A 17,077-nucleotide genomic window follows, 5' to 3' on the forward strand; every position below is an offset into this window, starting at 1 on the left:
GTCGAAGTTGCTTAGTTAAAGAAGCACTCACGATGTCGTTCTACTCCAGACAAAAAGTGACGATGACCTGATCATTTTTGCACAACGGCAGAGAGGAAACTGGCATTCCTCGACGGAATTCGACATCGCATAATGACACCTTCTATGGCAGCACGCCTCGCTCGATTCAGATGGACGCGAGTTCGCCCAACAACCGGATGTCGTTAATCTTCCAAGGAAAGCTATGGCTCAGGCTGGTCTGTTCGATGCGGGCAAATTAGGTGCAATTCCGGTGTCCAACCGCATCGCGATGGCGCCGCTGACGCGCTCGCGCGCAGACTCCGAGGGTGTGCAGACGCCGTTGGCGGCCGAATACTATAGTCAGCGTGCGTCGGCTGGTCTTATCATCTGCGAAGCAACGAACATCTCTCGGCAAGGTCGCGGCTACGCATGGACGCCAGGCGTTTACACGGATGCGCACGTCAAGGCGTGGCGCAAAGTAACCGACGCGGTACACGAAGCTGGCGGCCATCTCGTCCTGCAACTCTGGCACGTCGGACGCGTTTCGCACGTTAGCCTCCAGGATGACGGTCAAGCACCGGTGGCACCTTCCGCAATCCGAGGCGAGGACACAGTATATACAGAGTCTGGCCTTGAGCGCCTGTCAATGCCGAGGATGTTGCGTCACGATGAAATTCCCGGCCTCATCGATGATTATCGAAACGCCGCGAGAAGGGCAAAAGAAGCGGGCTTTGACGGCGTCGAAATCCATATGGCTAACAGTTATCTCCTAGACCAATTTCTCAGGGACAGCACCAACCGTCGAGATGATGAATACGGCGGCTCCGTCGCGAACCGATCGCGGCTGCCGCTTGAGGTCGCGCAAGCCGTGACCGAAATATGGGACGCGGACCGAGTGGGAGCACGACTCTCTCCGCTCACTCGCTTCGCTGGCAACACACCGTTGGACAGCGACCCTCAGACCACCTACGGGTATCTCGCCGAAAGGCTTGGAATGCTTGGTATGGCGTACATCCATTGCATCGAGGGGCAGACACGAGGCGCCAATGCGAAAGCGGTGTATGACTTCCAGGAGCTGCGCCGTGCGTTTGGAGGTGGATACATTGCAAACAACAGCTACACGCGCGAACTCGCGATCGAGACGATTTCGAAGGGTGAGGCTGACATGATTGCGTTCGGACGTCCCTTTATTGGCAACCCGGATGTGGTCGATCGATTGCGGAAGAATGCGCCCTTCGTCGATGCGCCCAAGGAGGCGTACTACGGAGGCGGCGCAAGCGGGTACACAGACTTCGCTACGCTCAATGCTGTTGGCGGCTTCTAGTCCAAGACGAACGGCGTACGTGGCTTAGTACGCGCACGGAAAATACGATAGTGCGAACGTAATAGGGTGCTGGTCTAACGACGGCTTGCTGACAATATTAGTACGACTGATGGACCGACAAGTGGGCTCTCAGTGGTATATCTCGCAGTCTGTTCGAAAACTCCCGCTCGGGAGCATTAGCTATCGATTTAGCGCTCAGTTTTACTGGTAGAAATACGCTCGATGACGTGTTGATAGGGGCGCGTGGATAGCACTCGTTCGGTGTGGGCCATCGCGTTGCTCGACACTTCAATCTACTCTAACAGATGTGTCCATTGGATATGCTCCATGAAAATTGCAATCAAACTGTCATTGACCGTCACTTTCTTGACCATGCTGTGCGCGGCATGTACAACGTCGACCGTGGACGATGGCGCCAGTGCTTACCGCTCTCAGTCAGTCGCGACACTGCAGTACGTTCGAGGATACTAATGCCGTGGTTTGCGAGCACGGTAACCATGACCTCTGGGACAAACCCGGCCACTTGGTCAAGTTCGAGGCGCCAGAAATTGTGAGATATTGCATCGCGCCTTGCGACCGGAGATTTGAAGCATGGAAAGCAAAGGCATAACAAGGAAGCCTGCTGTAAGCGATATTCCGATGAGGTCCGTGAACGAACAATGCACGGTAAGGTGTGGAAGCGCGTTCGTTCGCCGTCCTAGGGATGGAGTTCGATCGCGCGGTTACCGCCTCTTGAGCGCACCAAGCTGTTCGAACCGCAAGACGTTCGCTTCGTCCGTTGGGGGGCGGTGAGTGAGCATTGCACGAGAAATCAGGCAGTCACCAGCGGCTTCACACGCGTCGGCTGATGCAGCCGCGCGCGCAATAACGACACTGCAACGTAATTTCCCGCACGCCTTCCCACGCGCTCCGGCACCTAAGGTTCCTCTCAAAGTCGGGATTCTCCATGACGTACTTGCTCATGCCGCGTCGCTTGGACTCAGCAAGCGAGACGCTCGCAACGGCCTCAAGATGTGGTGTCGTGGTCAACGCTACTGGACGTGCCTCGTCGAGGGAACAACCCGCGTGGATCTCTCTGGTGCGAAAGCCGGCAAGGTGACCGCGGCTGAAGCACTTTACGGTGCTAGGCAGGAGGGGTCTCGGCTCGCGCGCAGACAACAGCAAGTGGTGAACAAGCGCCGCGCTATTGAGCCGTAGGGCAATAACCCGCGCCCGCAGTAGTCGACATAATATAATATGAGCACGTGGATTAACACATTGCCGAACTCGCCACGCACTTAGCCCATGAAGAAAACAATCGATATCTTTAGAGAATTGGTTTGGCGATATATCGCTACTCACGGCCGCGTCGGTCCGCTAGCCGCGGCGAGCCTTTTGGCGTTTCCACCGTATGTCCATTGGCGCGAAAAGGGGGTGATACCGACCGACGCGGCGCCCTCCATCAAACGCTCCGCAAACGGAAACGGAGCTTTCGCCGATTGGACGCGAACCTTCCGTTCGTGCGCGATTATTACGGGATCCGGGTCGCCGACCTCTTCTCGCATGCCTTCCCCGCAAGAGTGAGAAAACGGCTGAATACTTCACGCATGATTGTGCGTCAGCTGGACGTAGAGAACGAAGTCAGCCTCGTGCCCGCGCCACCACGTCGATACTTTGATGCTGGAGCCGCCGCCAGGTGCTTTTTCCATCGAACAGGCGAGCGACTGGCCATTCACTGGGCTGCGCGGAGTATGCCCATTTCAACTTACCAGCAAGCGTTATCGGCCATTAATTCGAGCACTGCGGTCATGTCCGGCGCAATCAACGTCCAGGGACGAGCGCGTGATGCGGGACGACCGTGCCGTCGCAAACGCCGGTGACATCTCCGGTTCGGCGAGCAAAGGCGGATCCTTCCGTCCTTTCCAAAAAAAACTCTCCTTTCTCAGGAACACGCAAAGCTGAGCGCATCGGACGATGCGTCTCAAAATATGAATCAACTACGGTATTCCGGCATTTGCTTGTCGATCAGCTCGAGCAGCGCGTTCCAGGCGAGCACGTCGAGATTCTGGTCTAGTTCGGCTTGGGACTGTCTGGCGGTGAGTTCGCAAACCTCAGGCGGCGGGAATCGCAGCTTACGTCCGGATCTGACTGCGAGCACTTGGGCCTGGCAAGCGCGCTCCAAAAAGTAAATCTGATTGAACGCTTCTTGAACCGTCCTGCCCACTGCAAGGAGTCCGTGGTTGCGCAGAATCATGGCCCTATGTGGACCGAGGTCGGTCACCAGACGTTTTCGTTCCGACGGACTGAGCGCGATGCCTTCGTAATCGTGATAGCCGATCCGCTGGTAGAACTTCAGCGCGTGCTGACTCATCGGTAGAAGGCCTTCGTCCTGCGCCGATACCGCGATGCCGGCGGAGGTATGCGTGTGTACGACGCATCCCACGTCCTCCCTCGCAGCGTGTATGGCCGAGTGGATATTGAGCCCTGCCTTGTTGACCGCGCCTCGAGCGACATCTTGTACGACGTTGCCTTCGTAGTCCACCTTGATTAGATCGGATGCGCGGATGTGCTCGAACAGAACGCCATAACGGTTGATGAGGAAAACGCCGTGCTCGCCCGGGACACGCGCGGAAATGTGAGTGTCGATAACGTCCGTCATGCGGAAATGTGCAAGGAGCCGATAGAACGCGGCGAGGTCGTACCGCACCGCGCGCTCCTGCTCGCTTATGTTTTCAAGGACGCTTGTATCTAACATATGGTCTTCCTTTGCGAGGCACGGTGATTTCTTTGCCTGAAGCTGTGCAAGCCCGGGACCTCCATGTGTCCCGGGCCGCAAGCAAGCAGCACTACGATTCGACTAACTCGCCGCGTCTGAGTCGGCGGGCTTCAGCCCAGTCGACGCACCATTGCGAACAAAATAACCGGTCGCTGACCTGAACCGCGGTCTTCATTTCCTTCGGCTCATCCACATACACCAGCGTGCCGCAGTTGGCGCACTTAATGTACTTGTCGATGTACAGCCCGTTTTGCGAGAACTTCATCTTTAAGCCTCCGTGCGACCATAAATGTTGCGGGCGGCGTCGGCCGACACGTATCCGTCGAGAACGTCTGCCGACACGGCTTCTGCCGAGCGGCTCTTCGGGTCGCCATAGCCTCCGCCACCCGGCGTGACGAGCGTCACGCGATCTCCGCGTCTGATCGGTACGTTCGAATAGCGGCTCGACGAAGCCTTGCCGTACGCTTCACGCATGGTTTGCCATGCCGATGCTCCAGCCTTCTTCACAAGCGTTGCACCGAGACCGCCCTCAAGTCCGCCGTTAAGACCCCACGGCGCCAGTTCATGACGGTCGGTCATCTGCGAAACGGTGATGAGTTCATTCAAACAGAGCATCTGTTTCGAATAGCCGACGCCCCCGCGGTATTCGCCTGCACCGCAGGAGTCCTGATTGAAGGCGAGCTTCTCGATCCGCCACGGAAAGCGCGTTTCATAGACTTCGACGGGCGTGATCCGGCAATTGCCATTGATTGAGTCGACTGCGTCGTTGCCGTCGGCGAACGCACGGCCGCCCCAGCCGACCGCTTCCAGATCGTAGCACGCGAAGTATTCACCGCTCGCCGCACCAACACCGCCGAACACGAAGTTGCAATGCGTGGCGCCTTCTGCGGCCATCACCCGATTAGGCACCGCGTTTGCCATTGCGCCGAGGATCGCGCCGACGATACGCGGATGCGTTTCTGTATTGCCCCCGACTTCCGGTGCAGGGAAGTCCACATTCACGATTGTCCCGCCCGGTGCAACGATCCTGATCGGCCGGAAGCAGCCGCTATTGCGGGGAATCGACGGGTCGGTCATGTGCAGGATCGCGTTGTAGGCGGCGGATGTCGCCACGCCGAGCGTCGCGTTGATCGGTCCCGCTGCTTGCGGCGACGACCCGGTGTAGTCGACCACGATATTGCCGCCGGTTTTGTGAACTTCGACCCGCACTTCGTACCGGCGACCGGCGTCGATGCCATCGCTCTCGATGTGGTCGGTGAACGCATAGATGCCGTCCGGAATCGCTTCGAGCTCTGCGCGCATGCGTCGCTCCGAATAGAGCAGCAGATCGCTAACGTTCTCGCGCACGCGTTCTTTGCCGTATTTTGCTAACACGCCTTTGAACTGCTTTTCGCCGAGATCCACCGCCGCGATCAGCGCGCGCAGATCGCCATAGTTCGCGCGCGGCGTGCGCACATTAGCGAGCAGCAGTTTCCAGATGTCGCGATTGTCCTTGCCGCGCGTCTTTACCTTCACCGGCGGAATGCGCAGCCCTTCGTGGAAGATCTCGGTCGCTTCGCCGCAGAAGCCCCCAGGCGCCATGCCGCCGACTTCCGCGATGTGGCCGATGGCAACCGCCCATGCCACCAGTTCGCCTTCCACATAGATGGGCTTGAAGAAGGTGTGTTCTGGCGTGTGCAAGCCGCCGCGATATGGGTCGTTATGGAGAATGACATCGCCTTCGCCGAGGTCGTCGAGATCGATTTCCTTCAGGCAGGACTTCACGAGCAGCGGCATGCCGCCAATCTGCGCGGGGCAATAGTCAGCCACTGCGATCATTTCTCCGTCAGTATTCGCAAGACCGCAGGTGAAGTCGAGCGCTTCGTTGAAGATCGTCGAGTAGGACGTCTTCATCAGGGTGATGCCCATCTCGCGACAAATGGAGACCATCGTCGATTCGAGGATGTTCATGGTAACGAGATCCATTTGCTTGCTCCTCATGCGGTAATGATCAGATTGCCGTACGGATCGACCCGCAGCGTCTGCTTCGGCCGCAGGATCGTCACGGACGCGTTCTCTTCGACGATCGCCGGTCCCTCGATGGTTTGACCTTGCAGCAGGGCCGCACGATCATAAGTAGGCGTGTCCAGCCAGCCGTCTTCGTAGCGCACGCGACGGCTGCCGTTGCGCTGCGGCGCGGTGGCACTTTCCGGCAGCATCCTGAGTTCTGGCTTGCCCGATGCGGCGACAGCCGTGACCTTGATGGTGACGACTTCGATCGCCTCGCCTGGGATCGCGAAACCGAAGCGTGCCTCGTGCTGCTGATGGAACTTGTCCCACAGCGCGACGCCGTCTGCTCGACCGAAATCGTTCGAATCAAGCACCACCTCGAGTTCATGGTTCTGCCCGAGATAGCGGGCCTCCACCGAACGGTAGATCTCGATGTTGTCCTTATAGCCTTGTTCCTTCAACTCGGCATGGGCGTCGTCCACCAGTTCGCGCATGGCACGCGCTAGGCGCTCCATGTCGAAGCGCGTTGAGATCTGCTGCACGGTGCGGTGACGGTCGACGCGCGCGTCAGTCATCACAAATCCGAAGGCCGAGAACTGACCTGGAAAATTCGGCACCATGCCGCGCGGAATGCCGCTGATCTCCATCAGATCGCACAGATGCACCGGACCCGCGCCGCCGGAACCGACGAGCGTGAAATCCCGCGGATCGAGCCCGCGTTGCAGCAACACGGTTCGCAGCGCGCCCAGCATGTTGTTGTTGGCGATCTGAATCATCGCGTAGGCAGCCGCATCGACTTCGAGGCCGAGTTGATCGGCGATGGTCTTGACCGCGCGGCGCGCCGCATCGGCGTCCAGCTTCATCTTGCCGCCCAGGAAGTTGTCGGGGCTGATGCGGCCCAGCACCACGTTGGCGTCGGTGACCGTGGCATCCAGTCCACCGCGACCGTACGCGGCGGGGCCGGGATCAGCGCCGGCGGACTGCGGACCCATGCGCAGCATGCCGCCCTTGTCGATCCATGCAATGGAGCCGCCGCCCGCGCCGATCGTATGGATATCGATCATTGGAATTTGAATCGGAAGACCCCATTCGATCTCGAAGTCCGTCGTCACATGTTCCTTACCGTCGACGACCGTCGCGCAGTCGGTGGAGGTGCCGCCCATGTCGAATACGACGAGATTATTCACGCCGTTCAACTGGGCGATCGCGCGTGTTGCGACTACCGCTCCTGTCGGTCCCGAGAGCGACATCTGCACCGGGCTTTCGGCGGCGCGGTGCAGCGTGGACTCGCCCCCATTGGACTTGATGACCCCGACCTTGTTGCCAACACCCAGTTCCGCGAAATGATGATGCATGCGGCGAAAATTTTTTGATACGACAGGCTTCAGATAAGCATCCGCAATGGTCGTCGACGCGCGCTCGTATTCCTTCCACTTGGGCACGACGTCGTAGGAAATAGAGATCGGCATCTCGGGCAATTCGGCGCGCAGCAGCTCGCGAATGCGTCGCTCATGCGTGGGATCGATATAGGAAAACAGGGTGCAGACCGCGACCGCCTCGATGGAACTGTCTTCCTTAATGCGCTTCGCGACTTCGATCACGGCGTCTTCGTCCAACTCCGTGACCACTTCGCCAGTGGCGGATATGCGCTCCGTCACCTCGAACGCGTTGCGGCGCTTGATCAGCGGCCGGGTCTTGATCCAGGAGATATCGTAGTGACTACGGCGGTCGCCTCGCTGAATGAAAGGCACATCCCGGAATCCCTCGGTCGTGACGTAGGCCACGTTGGCGCCGCGTCGCTCGAGCAGCGCATTGGTCGCGATGGTCGTGCCGAGCCGGATCTTGCTCACGCTCGCGACATCGGGGTGCAGCATCAGACCCTCCAGCACGCCCTGAATTGGATCCTTTGGCGTCGTCAGGTTCTTCCAGTTCGAGATGTTTCCGGTCTTTGCATCATAGGCGACGAAATCGGTGAACGTGCCGCCAATGTCGATGCCGATAATATCGGTGCCCTGCATGAGTGACTCCTTGATCCAGGCCGCGGGATGCGGCTAATTTTCGGGGTAGGCCGCGCTGATGCGCGCCCAGGAATCCTTGATGTGGTACTCCAAGGCTTCGACTGCTTTGTTCATGTTGCGCGTCGCAATGGCTTCGACGATTGGAATATGATCGACCGCCGCATCTTCCAGTGTTTCGAAGCGGTGCTCGACCAGCGTGATGGACATCTGCACTTCCGCGCGAATATTCATGAACGCGCGCAAGGTCTGGCTGTTTCCGGACAGCTCGCAGATCCGTTGATGAAAGCCAATGTCGGCCTCGACCAGTCCCATTTCATCGCGCGCGGTCGCGCAGTCCTGCATGCGCTGCACGATGCCTTGCAGCCCGGCCTGATCTTCATCGGTCATGCGGGGCAGCGCTTGCTTCAGCGCGAAAGCTTCCACGACGGTGCGGAATGAAAAGATGTCGGTCATGTCCTGCTTTGAGAAGGAGCGTACGAAGGTGCCGCGTCTTGGCGACGACACCAGCAGGCCCCGCTCTTCCAGCTTTCTGATCGCCTCGCGAATCGGATTGCGGCTAATACCGAGTTCCCGCGCCAGTTCCGCTTCGTTGATTCGTTGCCCACCTCGCAACGTACCGTTCACCAGCAGCCGGAACAGGTGAGTCGCGACCTGTTCAGAAAGCATGCGGTTGTCGATGATGTTGCTGTGATTTCCTTGACGATCGCCAAAGCTGGAAGAGGAAGTAGGATTCATGGTTTTTGCTGGCCTCGCATCTTTCGCAGTAAGTTCTCTATCGACAGCTCACGGCCGCCAATGAGACCGTCGCTGCGATAGATCAGGATCGATAACATAGCACCCGCGAGAACGAGTTCCTGTACGCCGCTCGGGATCGAAACCGACGTGCCTGCCAGCGTGACGCCGCCTTCGAGCGCACGAAAGATCTCCGTGATGCCTTGCACGACGACCACGCCAACGACCGCGCCTGCCATGCTGCGCGTGCCGCCGACGATGAGCATCGCCAGCGTGATGAAGGTCAGGTCGAGGAAGAAGGCATCGGTCGAGATGCTGCCGAGAAAATGAGCCTGCAAGACGCCGGCGAGACCCATCACAGCGCCGGAGATTGTGAATGCGATGAGGCGCGACACATAGAGCGATACGCCCGATGCCTTCGCCGCGACTTCGTCCTCACGCGAGGCCCGCAACAAGAGGCCCCAGCGCGACCGCTGATAGAGAAAGGCGATCAGTAGGGCGAGCGTCGCGCCGGCGGCAGCAAGCGGTGCGGTTACGAATTCGGGCAGACCGACCACGGAGGCGGTGCCCATCGTGACGCTGTCCCAGTTAGAGTAGATCGTGTGGAAAATGAACAGGATGGCAAGCGTCGAGATTGAAGCCGCAAGTCCCGACAATCGCATCAGGACGAGGCCGACGACCAGGGCCGCGAGCGTCGCTGTGCCGACCGAAGTCGCGCCGGACAGCCAGATCGGCACGCTATGGCCCAGTAGGAAGCCAGGCAATCCCGGCATGACCATGGGCTTAAGCATCTCGCAGCAGGTTTGCCACGCGGTCGCATAGGCGGCGACGCCCATGAAGGCAATATGCCCGAACGAGATGATGCCGGAGTTGCCGATGAAGATGTACAGCCCGACCACGGCAACGATGCGGATCAACGCCAGTGTGACGATGCTCTCGACCTGCGGTCCGCCGACATCGTGAGCGAGAAACGCAACGGCAAGCAATGGAATCGCCAGCAGCAGCATGGGTGACCACGCGCTTAACATCGAACCGGCTGCGTCAGGCTTCGGACCGGCGTCACTGCGCACCGCGTTTTGTGGAGTGGACATCAGACGCGCTCCCGATTGGTGCTGTTCGGAATGAGGCCGTTGGGCTTCGCGAGCAGCATCACGATGACAAGAATGAATACGCCGGCATCGCGGAAGGGACGCAGATCTGCCGGCAAATAGGCTTGCAGGAACACGCCGAAGAAGCCGACGATGAACCCGCCCAGCACGGCGCCGGCAAGCGAACCCATGCCGCCGATAACGGTCGCAAAAAATGCATAGATGACGGGCAGGGTGCCAAGACGGATATCGAGCGTGCCAGTCTGCATCACGAACAGCAGAGACACCGCGCCCGACAGCACGCCGCTGATCGCGAACGCGATGGCGATGACGCGGTTCGCCCGCACGCCGACGAGGCGCGCCACCTGCACATTTTCCGCCGCGGCACGCATCTGGATGCCCATGGGCGTGAGCCGCAGGAAGGCAAGCAGAGCAGTCAGCAGCACGGTGCAGACGCCAAGGCTGAAGATCTGCGTGCCCTGCACACGCAGGGGGCCGAAGTTCAGCACGGTGTTGAGCCCGTGACTGATGTCGAGCGACTTGGGCCGGCTGGTGTAGACCAGCATCACAAGGTGCTGAAGGAAGTAGCTGACTGCGAACGACGACACGAGGAGCGTAGTCGGATTGGCGCGGCGCATCGGGCGGAACGCTAGGCGTTCGGTCATGAGCGCGACGATCGCCACGGTCGCCACCACCGCGAGCATCATCAGTGGGATCGGCAGCGCGCCGAACAGCAAGGTGGGCGCGGCCGCCGTGCCCGGCACGATGAGCGCATAGGCGCCGATCGTGATGTAGTCGCCCTGCGCGAAATTGACGAGCCGCATGATGCCGAACACAAAGCCGATCGCCAGTGCGACGAGCGCATAAAGACTGCCTAGCGCGAGCGCATCGAGGACTGTCTGGACGAAATACATTCAGGCCGCCCTCATGGTGTGGGACGTTTTCGCCGCGGCCTTGTCGCCGAGATACGCGCGGCGCACATCCGGGTTGTGCATCACTTCGGCCGGGCCGCCTTCCGCGAGGCTCTTGCCGCCGTCGAGCACGTGCACTCGCTCGCATGCGCCCATCACGACCTCCATGTTGTGTTCGATCAGCAGCACCCCGCAGCCGAACTCCCGTGGGATTGACGCGATCAGGTGCATGAGCGCGTCGCACTCCGCGTCGTTCATGCCGGAGGCGGGCTCGTCGAGGAGCGCGAAGCGGGGAGCGAGCGCCAATGCCCTGCCGATGCCGATGCGTCGCTCGTTGCCGTAGGACAAGCTGTCGCAGCGCCGCGCGCGCATGTCGCTGCAGCCCATCCAATCCAGGATCGTGCCGGCACGGGTTTTCGCTTCCCGGCTGCCGAGCCCGGACGACAACGCGGCGACGGTTAGATTCTCCAGCACTGTCAGCTCCTTGAAGAGCCGGCCTGCCTGAAAGGTACGCCCGACGCCCATGCGCGCTGCCTGATGCGGGCCCCTGAGTCCGACATCGGCTCCGTCCAGTTGCACGCTGCCTTGCGTCGGCCGCTGGAAACCGCTCAGCACGTTCACCATGGTCGTCTTGCCAGCGCCGTTCGGACCGATGAGGCCGTAGACCTCTCCCTGTTGCAGCGTGAGGTTGACGTCGCTCAGCGCGTTAATGCCGCCGAAGCAGACGTGAACATCGCGCGCGATTAACTGTGAGCTTCTGTCAGCGTTCATGTCAGTGCCTGTTCAGGAAGTCGGAAGCCATCGCCGGTTCTAGCTGCCGACACGAAATAACAGTTTGGTGTCAGGCGTGAACTGGTTCTGATACATCTCGACAGCGCGGAAGGAGCCGTCCGATACTTTCATGATCAGCCACGGACGGTTCACCTGGATGTGCAGATCCTTCCGATAAGTGGTCGGACCGACCAGGAACGGTTGGTTGTTGAAGCCGTTCATCACAGCGAGCACGGTGTCAGAATCGGTCGAGTTCGCCTTGGTAACGGCATAGGTCCATTGCTCGATCAAGCTATAGCCGAGCACCGAGTAGGACGACACCGGCGGCTGACCCCAGCGGCTCTTGAACTCCGACACGAAGGTTCGCATGGCCGGCCGCGGGTCGTCGCCATAGAGCGACATGAAGGCGGGCACGTAGAAGTCCTTGAGCTGAGGTACGGCGCCGAGCCAGTAGTTGTCGACCATCGCGGTGGTGCCGAGGATCGGCACGTTGATGCCGGCCGCGCGCAACTGACGGATGGCCGAAGCCCCGCCCGGTGTATAACTGCATACGAACACCGAGTCCGGTTTCTTCGGCAGACTGTTCAAACGTGTGATCTGCGCGGCGATGGACGGATCGTCGTTTTTGAAGACATCGTTGCCAAGGATCGAATCCTTGCCGCTCTCCTTGGACCACGCGGCACGAAAGCCCGCACATCCGGACTTGCTATATTCGATCGACGTGTCTTCCAGCACGTAGGTGCTCTTCAGCGCGAGCTTCTTCTGTGCATATTCGGCAATCGCGATGCCTTCCGACTGTGCGGCACTGTTCGCCGTGAAGGCGTAACCGCCGACACCTTGTGCGCCCATCTTTGGATCGGCGGCGCAGAGGCTCATCGAGATGATCTTCGCTTTCTGCGCCGCAAGCGCCGCAGGCGCGCCGAAATCGTAGTCGCACGACACGACGAGCAGTTTCACGCCCGAGCGAACCAGCTCTGCGCCGGCACTCGCCGAGCGTTCGCGATCAGTTTTCGTATCGATGACCTTGTAGTTCAGCGGATGGCCGAGCAACCCGCCCGCCTTGTTGATCTCGTCGATCTTCAAAACGGCCGCCTTAAAGGGCGCCGAATCATAATTTTCCAGCCAGCCCGACTGGGCGATCGCGAAACCGATCGTAATGGGCTCCGCGCCTGCGGCGGACGCGCTGCCGTCGCAGCCTAGCAACGACAGTCCGGCGATGACGGCTCCGGCAAGAAAACGACAGCATTTGTTGCGCATTTTTGCTCTCCGAGGGCACTGGGCTGATTTGACTTCCTGTCCTCTGTGGATTGTGGACTGTGGACAGATGCGAGTCTTATGGGCACAATAAGTTGTGTCAAGCGCTTTCTTTTGACTTGGGGCAACCGGTCGCCGAGTCGATGCAAGGCTGGTCTGCGCCAATAATTTCAAATTGGGGGTGTCGGAATGCTCGAATTCAGGGATCTTCATGCGTCATACGGCAAGCTTCAGGCGCTGCGGGGCGTGAGCCTTTCGGTGGGGGCGGGCGAACTGGTTTTCGTGGTCGGACCGAATGGCGCGGGCAAGTCGACCTTGCTCAAATGCGCTTCGGGATTGCTAGCGCCGCGCGCCGGCGAGATTGCGTTCGATGGCAGGAGCATTGTCGGGGCGCAGCCCGAGGATCTATGCCGGAGCGGGCTGGCTTTGGTGCCGGAAGGCCGGCACGTTTTCGGAACGCTGAGTGTCGAGGAGAATCTGCGTCTCACGGGCATGCATCGAAAAGATAAGGCCGAGGTGCGGGCCGATCTCGACGCCGCGCTCGACACCTTTCCAATTCTCAAGAAGCGTTTCAAGGGCGCGGCAGGTTATCTTTCCGGTGGCGAGCAGCAGCAGCTTGCGATCGCCCGGGCCATTCTTCTCAAGCCGAAGTTGATGATGATCGACGAACCGTCGCTGGGTCTCGCGCCCCTCGTGGTCGATCAGGTTTATGAAGCGCTGAAGGCGCTTAAGAAGCGTGGCATGACACTGCTGATAATCGAGCAGTCGACCGCCCGCGTGCTTGGCCTAGCCGACAGGATCGCCGTGTTACGAAACGGCCGCATCGTGTTGAGCCAGTCCCGCGAGGAGATCGGCGACGGACTGGAGCTCGAAAACGCCTACTTCGGCTATCACGGCGAGCACGCGTTGCTCGCGACAAGCGCGTAAGGCAAGCTTGCGCGCGAATCGGCGCGATGCAGCGCTATCGATAATTCAACTCACACTGAAGGTCACCATGGAATCCGATAAGCCCACCGGCGAACTGGCCACGTTCTCGGACATTAAGACCAGCACGCAGCGCGACTGGGACATCATCGGCCGCGAAGCGGTGCCGTACGACTCTTCGGTCGGCGAGCGCGTGCTGGCTCATTTGAAGCTTCTAAAGGGCGAGTTCGGGGGATTCCCCGTCGACCGTCTCGATCATAGCCTTCAGTCAGCCACGCTTGCACATCGCGACGGGAAAGATACAGAATATGTCGTGTGCGCGCTGCTGCATGACATCGGCGATACGCTCGGAAGTTATAACCACTACGATGTTGCTGCGGCGATACTCAAGCCGTTCGTGTCGGCGGAAAATCTTTGGATGATCCAGAATCATGGGATCTTCCAGGGGTATTACTACTTTCAGTACCTGGGTCTTGATCGCAACATGCGCGAGCAATTTCGCAACGAAGCCGAATTGTTCGAGCGCACGGAGGAGTTTTGCGCTAAGTACGATGCGCCGGCGTTCGCGAGAGACGGCGAGGCACTGCCGCTTGAGTTTTTCGAGCCGATGGTCCGCGTGATATTTGCAAGGAAACCGTTCTCGATCTACACGTCTTCGTGACAGCTTTCGCGTTTAATTTGGACCGTCGAAGTCGAGGTGTCGTATCGGCGCCGCAGGTACATAATGGGGAGCGTGATCCGCATGACCGTCCATATCATCCGCAATGACTTTAGGTTTGCCATCACGGCCTTAGGCCGCCTTATGTTGTATATTTGGCATAACCAATTCAGTGCGTTATCGTCAGGATTACATATGATATGGCCGCGGGAGCGAGCGGTTATCCGCGCAACCAGACACATTGACGCCGCACCATTCTTGTTGGACGGACCGGGGCAGCGGGCCTTCGCGTGGCTTCTCAATTGGCAAGCCGCTCCCTCCCTCACGCTCTTTTCGCGTCCTCACCGTGGATGTAGTTGGAGTCGTCGCAATCGTCGCAATCGTCGCAATCGTCGCAATCGACGCTAGCACTAATTGTCGCGCATCGCGACGGGTTCGGCTCGAGCCTTCGGTGCGGACGTCGTGAGCGTATGTCTTCTCCGCCGCCGGGTAGCAGTCGATCCTTTTGTGAATGCAACTAATCGTCAGTTCGGCGAACTCCCAGGACATCGAGTTTCGTGCACTCGACTTAAGCGAATCAGCCCTTTGCGACGTCAGGTGCCGATAACTACAAGTCGGTGGAAGGATGCGCGAGGAGCTTTCGCTCTGCGACGGCGGAAATGCGGCCGAATCCGTTGCTGAAAACCGTCAGCGTCCGCGCATCGTCTGTGTTCGGGGCGAGCCCAAAATACGCTGCAAGGGCTGCTCGAGAGACGGTGCACGTCACTGGCTCCCCGCGCCGAGGCAGAATGAAGGTGAGATTGCTTTTATCGGCTGCGATCTGGGTTTCCGGAACAGGAACTTTCATGAGGAGTGTTGGGGAAGCGGCGTAGCCAAAAATTAAATCAGGGCGTCAGCAGGCGATATGTCGCAAGTTGCATTTCAAAGTGATTACCATCGCTGTGAGCGAGGCATGTCCGAGCGTGTCAGGCACCATCCGCAAGTCTACCTGTCGATCAGCCATGTGCGATCCAGCGCTGTGGCGAAGCCAATGATCCGAAGCTTTTTCCAGCAGATCGGCACGCGCCGCAGATGTCTTGTCGCGCTCACGAAGTCGAGCGGCGGCCCCTGCAAACACCTCCTTGAGGATCGCATGCAGGGCGGCGCGCGTTAAGGGCGTGCACGTCTGCGTGTTCCAAGGCGCAGCGGGGGTACCAGCTTGGTTAACACACTACGTCGCAGAAGCGCGTTCACAGCAGCAAGTTCGGTGAAACCGACGACAATCAGGAAACACCGGGAGAGCGCCATGGGGCAACTGACTTTCCCGAACGCGATTACGGCCGGCAACGGGACCGTCGCGCAAGCGGAAACCGGCGAGTCCCGGTTGCTGCTAAATCTGATTGTGCAATTAACGAACTGTCAAGCTGGCAAGCAAATCTCAGTAGGCGCGTTGTGGATGAACGATGCGGAGGTTCTGGCGCTGAAGTTCTACTACCACCTCGCCTCGGAATTTCGCAACATGACGTGGCAATGTGCGTGACTTGGCAATGTGCGGGCTTGCTGGACCGGCAGAACTTAACGGCTAGCGCGCCGCTTCTCGAGATTAAGCAAAGGCTCGCGGAGGAAAGGGCGAGCATCGAGAGCCTACGCGCCGAGATGCAGAAGCATCACCTGTGGCTACTGTATATGAAAAAGAACGCGATGCATTTTTGAAAGCGAACTGGCGCAGTGGGCGCTCATGGGCCGCAATTGGTGTCGAGGACGGCTTGCATCCAGTGCAATACACATTCGAGAACTAAATAGCTACCTGTGCGGCTACCACCCTTACGAGCTGGTTGAGCATCTTGCAGATGCGGGCTGCACGTGACCTCTAACAGCAGGCTGCAATGACCAAGACGTCTGTAAGTACCGTGCGCGTGCTGATGAGCTTCTTTGCGCTTCGCTATGTTGCGCTCCTTTCCGACGCAGAGCACATCTTCGCCGCGCACCCGGAGGCGACCGCGTTGGTCGAGAAGTAGAATCTGCATGCCAGTCGCCTAGCCGACCATTATAAGCGCGAGTAGTGGATGACTATCTGACGTACTTTAAGTCGAAAAATGGCGGCTAGGTCCGAAAAAATTCAGAAGGACAAAGGACTTCGATTGGTCCGCCTGCCCGAAAATCTCAAGGGCGACAACCCAGTGCCGCAGACGGGTCGGCGCCCCGAAAGCCGTAAGAGATCGCATAAAAGGGGCGATCATCCAGACTCGCTCACCGTAGGTTGTTGGCCTCAGCGATCTTCGCGATCGGATCCCGCTACTCTCGCAGGGTCTGGTGAAGCGGATGTGCTAACCTTCTATAAATAGAACCGTAACTAAAGTATCTCGCGGCGTGCCTTCACTCGCCACCTGAGCCCGGTGCGAAATTGTCAACTGCTTGGCTCGCTGGGAGACTGGGGCATTCAGTATGTTTATTCCGGCTCCGCGCGTCGCTGTTCTGAGTATCGTTGCCGTGAGAGTTTCGATGCTAACGAGTCTTGCAGAAGTAGCTAAGCGACTTTCGGCAGGCTTTGTAGCAATGGACTTCGAATGAGCTTACGGGAATATCGGATGACTAGGCAGACCCGTGGCGACGGGTTCCGCGACATTATGCCCCGAATTGCACTATCGTGAGCCACGAAACCACCGCTCGAACA

The 17,077-nt window shown here is 59.1% G+C and carries 16 protein-coding genes and 1 pseudogene; 6 read left to right on the plus strand and 11 right to left on the minus strand.

Going from position 1 to position 17,077, the window contains the following annotated elements; all coding sequences use genetic code 11:
- Positions 1-223 precede the first annotated feature (223 nt).
- Complete coding sequence (locus AWB77_RS22485) at positions 224-1,324, plus strand: alkene reductase (RefSeq protein WP_061136655.1); 1,101 nt, start codon at positions 224-226, stop codon at positions 1,322-1,324.
- Positions 1,325-2,116: 792 nt separating this feature from the next.
- The gene (locus AWB77_RS34645) at positions 2,117-2,521 is read left to right on the plus strand and encodes a ProQ/FinO family protein (RefSeq protein WP_074168937.1); all 405 of its coding nucleotides are present in this window, start codon (positions 2,117-2,119) and stop codon (positions 2,519-2,521) included.
- A gap of 775 nt (positions 2,522-3,296) precedes the next feature.
- Here AWB77_RS34645 and AWB77_RS22490 read toward each other — a convergent pair.
- The 9 genes from AWB77_RS22490 to AWB77_RS22530 form a co-directional block, all read right to left on the minus strand.
- Positions 3,297-4,058 carry a class II aldolase/adducin family protein gene (locus tag AWB77_RS22490; protein ID WP_061136656.1) on the minus strand — a complete coding sequence of 254 codons (762 nt, stop codon included), beginning with the start codon at positions 4,056-4,058 and terminating at the stop codon, positions 3,297-3,299.
- 91 nt (positions 4,059-4,149) lie between these two features.
- Complete coding sequence (locus tag AWB77_RS22495) at positions 4,150-4,344, minus strand: hypothetical protein (protein ID WP_061136657.1); 195 nt, start codon at positions 4,342-4,344, stop codon at positions 4,150-4,152.
- Positions 4,345-4,346: 2 nt separating this feature from the next.
- Positions 4,347-6,044, minus strand: coding sequence for a hydantoinase B/oxoprolinase family protein (locus AWB77_RS22500; protein ID WP_061136658.1), 1,698 nt, complete (start codon positions 6,042-6,044; stop codon positions 4,347-4,349).
- Positions 6,045-6,055: 11 nt separating this feature from the next.
- Positions 6,056-8,086 (minus strand): hydantoinase/oxoprolinase family protein, encoded by a 2,031-nt coding sequence (locus AWB77_RS22505; protein ID WP_061136659.1) that lies wholly within the window; start codon positions 8,084-8,086, stop codon positions 6,056-6,058.
- Positions 8,087-8,119: 33 nt separating this feature from the next.
- Positions 8,120-8,821, minus strand: coding sequence for a GntR family transcriptional regulator (locus AWB77_RS22510; RefSeq protein WP_082852726.1), 702 nt, complete (start codon positions 8,819-8,821; stop codon positions 8,120-8,122).
- On the minus strand, positions 8,818-9,909 hold the full coding sequence (locus AWB77_RS22515) for a branched-chain amino acid ABC transporter permease (RefSeq protein ID WP_208601547.1): 1,092 nt from the start codon (positions 9,907-9,909) through the stop codon (positions 8,818-8,820). The genes AWB77_RS22510 and AWB77_RS22515 overlap by 4 nt, the downstream gene beginning before the upstream one ends.
- Entirely contained in the window at positions 9,909-10,820 is a 912-nt protein-coding gene (locus AWB77_RS22520) for a branched-chain amino acid ABC transporter permease (RefSeq protein WP_061136661.1), read from the minus strand. Before AWB77_RS22520 ends, AWB77_RS22515 begins: the two co-directional genes overlap by 1 nt.
- Entirely contained in the window at positions 10,821-11,588 is a 768-nt protein-coding gene (locus AWB77_RS22525) for an ABC transporter ATP-binding protein (RefSeq protein ID WP_061136662.1), read from the minus strand.
- Between the two features lie 39 nt (positions 11,589-11,627).
- Positions 11,628-13,055, minus strand: a complete 1,428-nt coding sequence (locus tag AWB77_RS22530) for an ABC transporter substrate-binding protein (RefSeq protein ID WP_208601548.1) — start codon at positions 13,053-13,055, stop codon at positions 11,628-11,630.
- On the opposite strand from AWB77_RS22530, the gene AWB77_RS22535 reads away from it, so the two are divergent.
- The gene (locus AWB77_RS22535) at positions 13,032-13,769 is read left to right on the plus strand and encodes an ABC transporter ATP-binding protein (RefSeq protein ID WP_061136664.1); all 738 of its coding nucleotides are present in this window, start codon (positions 13,032-13,034) and stop codon (positions 13,767-13,769) included. The two genes, AWB77_RS22530 and AWB77_RS22535, sit on opposite strands and share 24 nt — an antisense overlap.
- A 67-nt stretch (positions 13,770-13,836) precedes the next feature.
- Entirely contained in the window at positions 13,837-14,427 is a 591-nt protein-coding gene (locus AWB77_RS22540) for an HD domain-containing protein (RefSeq protein ID WP_061136665.1), read from the plus strand.
- A gap of 604 nt (positions 14,428-15,031) precedes the next feature.
- Here AWB77_RS22540 and AWB77_RS22545 read toward each other — a convergent pair.
- Together AWB77_RS22545 and AWB77_RS34650 are read right to left on the minus strand one after the other, a co-directional pair.
- Entirely contained in the window at positions 15,032-15,271 is a 240-nt protein-coding gene (locus AWB77_RS22545; RefSeq protein WP_061136666.1) for a DUF1488 family protein, read from the minus strand.
- Positions 15,272-15,316: 45 nt separating this feature from the next.
- A pseudogene (locus AWB77_RS34650) lies at positions 15,317-15,589 on the minus strand (tyrosine-type recombinase/integrase); the annotation flags it as partial.
- A gap of 120 nt (positions 15,590-15,709) precedes the next feature.
- Here AWB77_RS34650 and AWB77_RS22555 point away from each other — a divergent pair.
- Positions 15,710-15,943, plus strand: a complete 234-nt coding sequence (locus AWB77_RS22555) for a hypothetical protein (protein ID WP_061136668.1) — start codon at positions 15,710-15,712, stop codon at positions 15,941-15,943.
- 346 nt (positions 15,944-16,289) lie between these two features.
- Positions 16,290-16,421: a hypothetical protein gene (locus AWB77_RS37230; RefSeq protein ID WP_279616192.1), complete on the plus strand. Its 132-nt coding sequence runs from the start codon at positions 16,290-16,292 to the stop codon at positions 16,419-16,421.
- Positions 16,422-17,077 lie beyond the last annotated feature (656 nt).

The sequence above is a fragment of the Caballeronia fortuita genome, assembly GCF_001544835.2.
Taxonomy (GTDB): domain Bacteria; phylum Pseudomonadota; class Gammaproteobacteria; order Burkholderiales; family Burkholderiaceae; genus Caballeronia; species Caballeronia fortuita.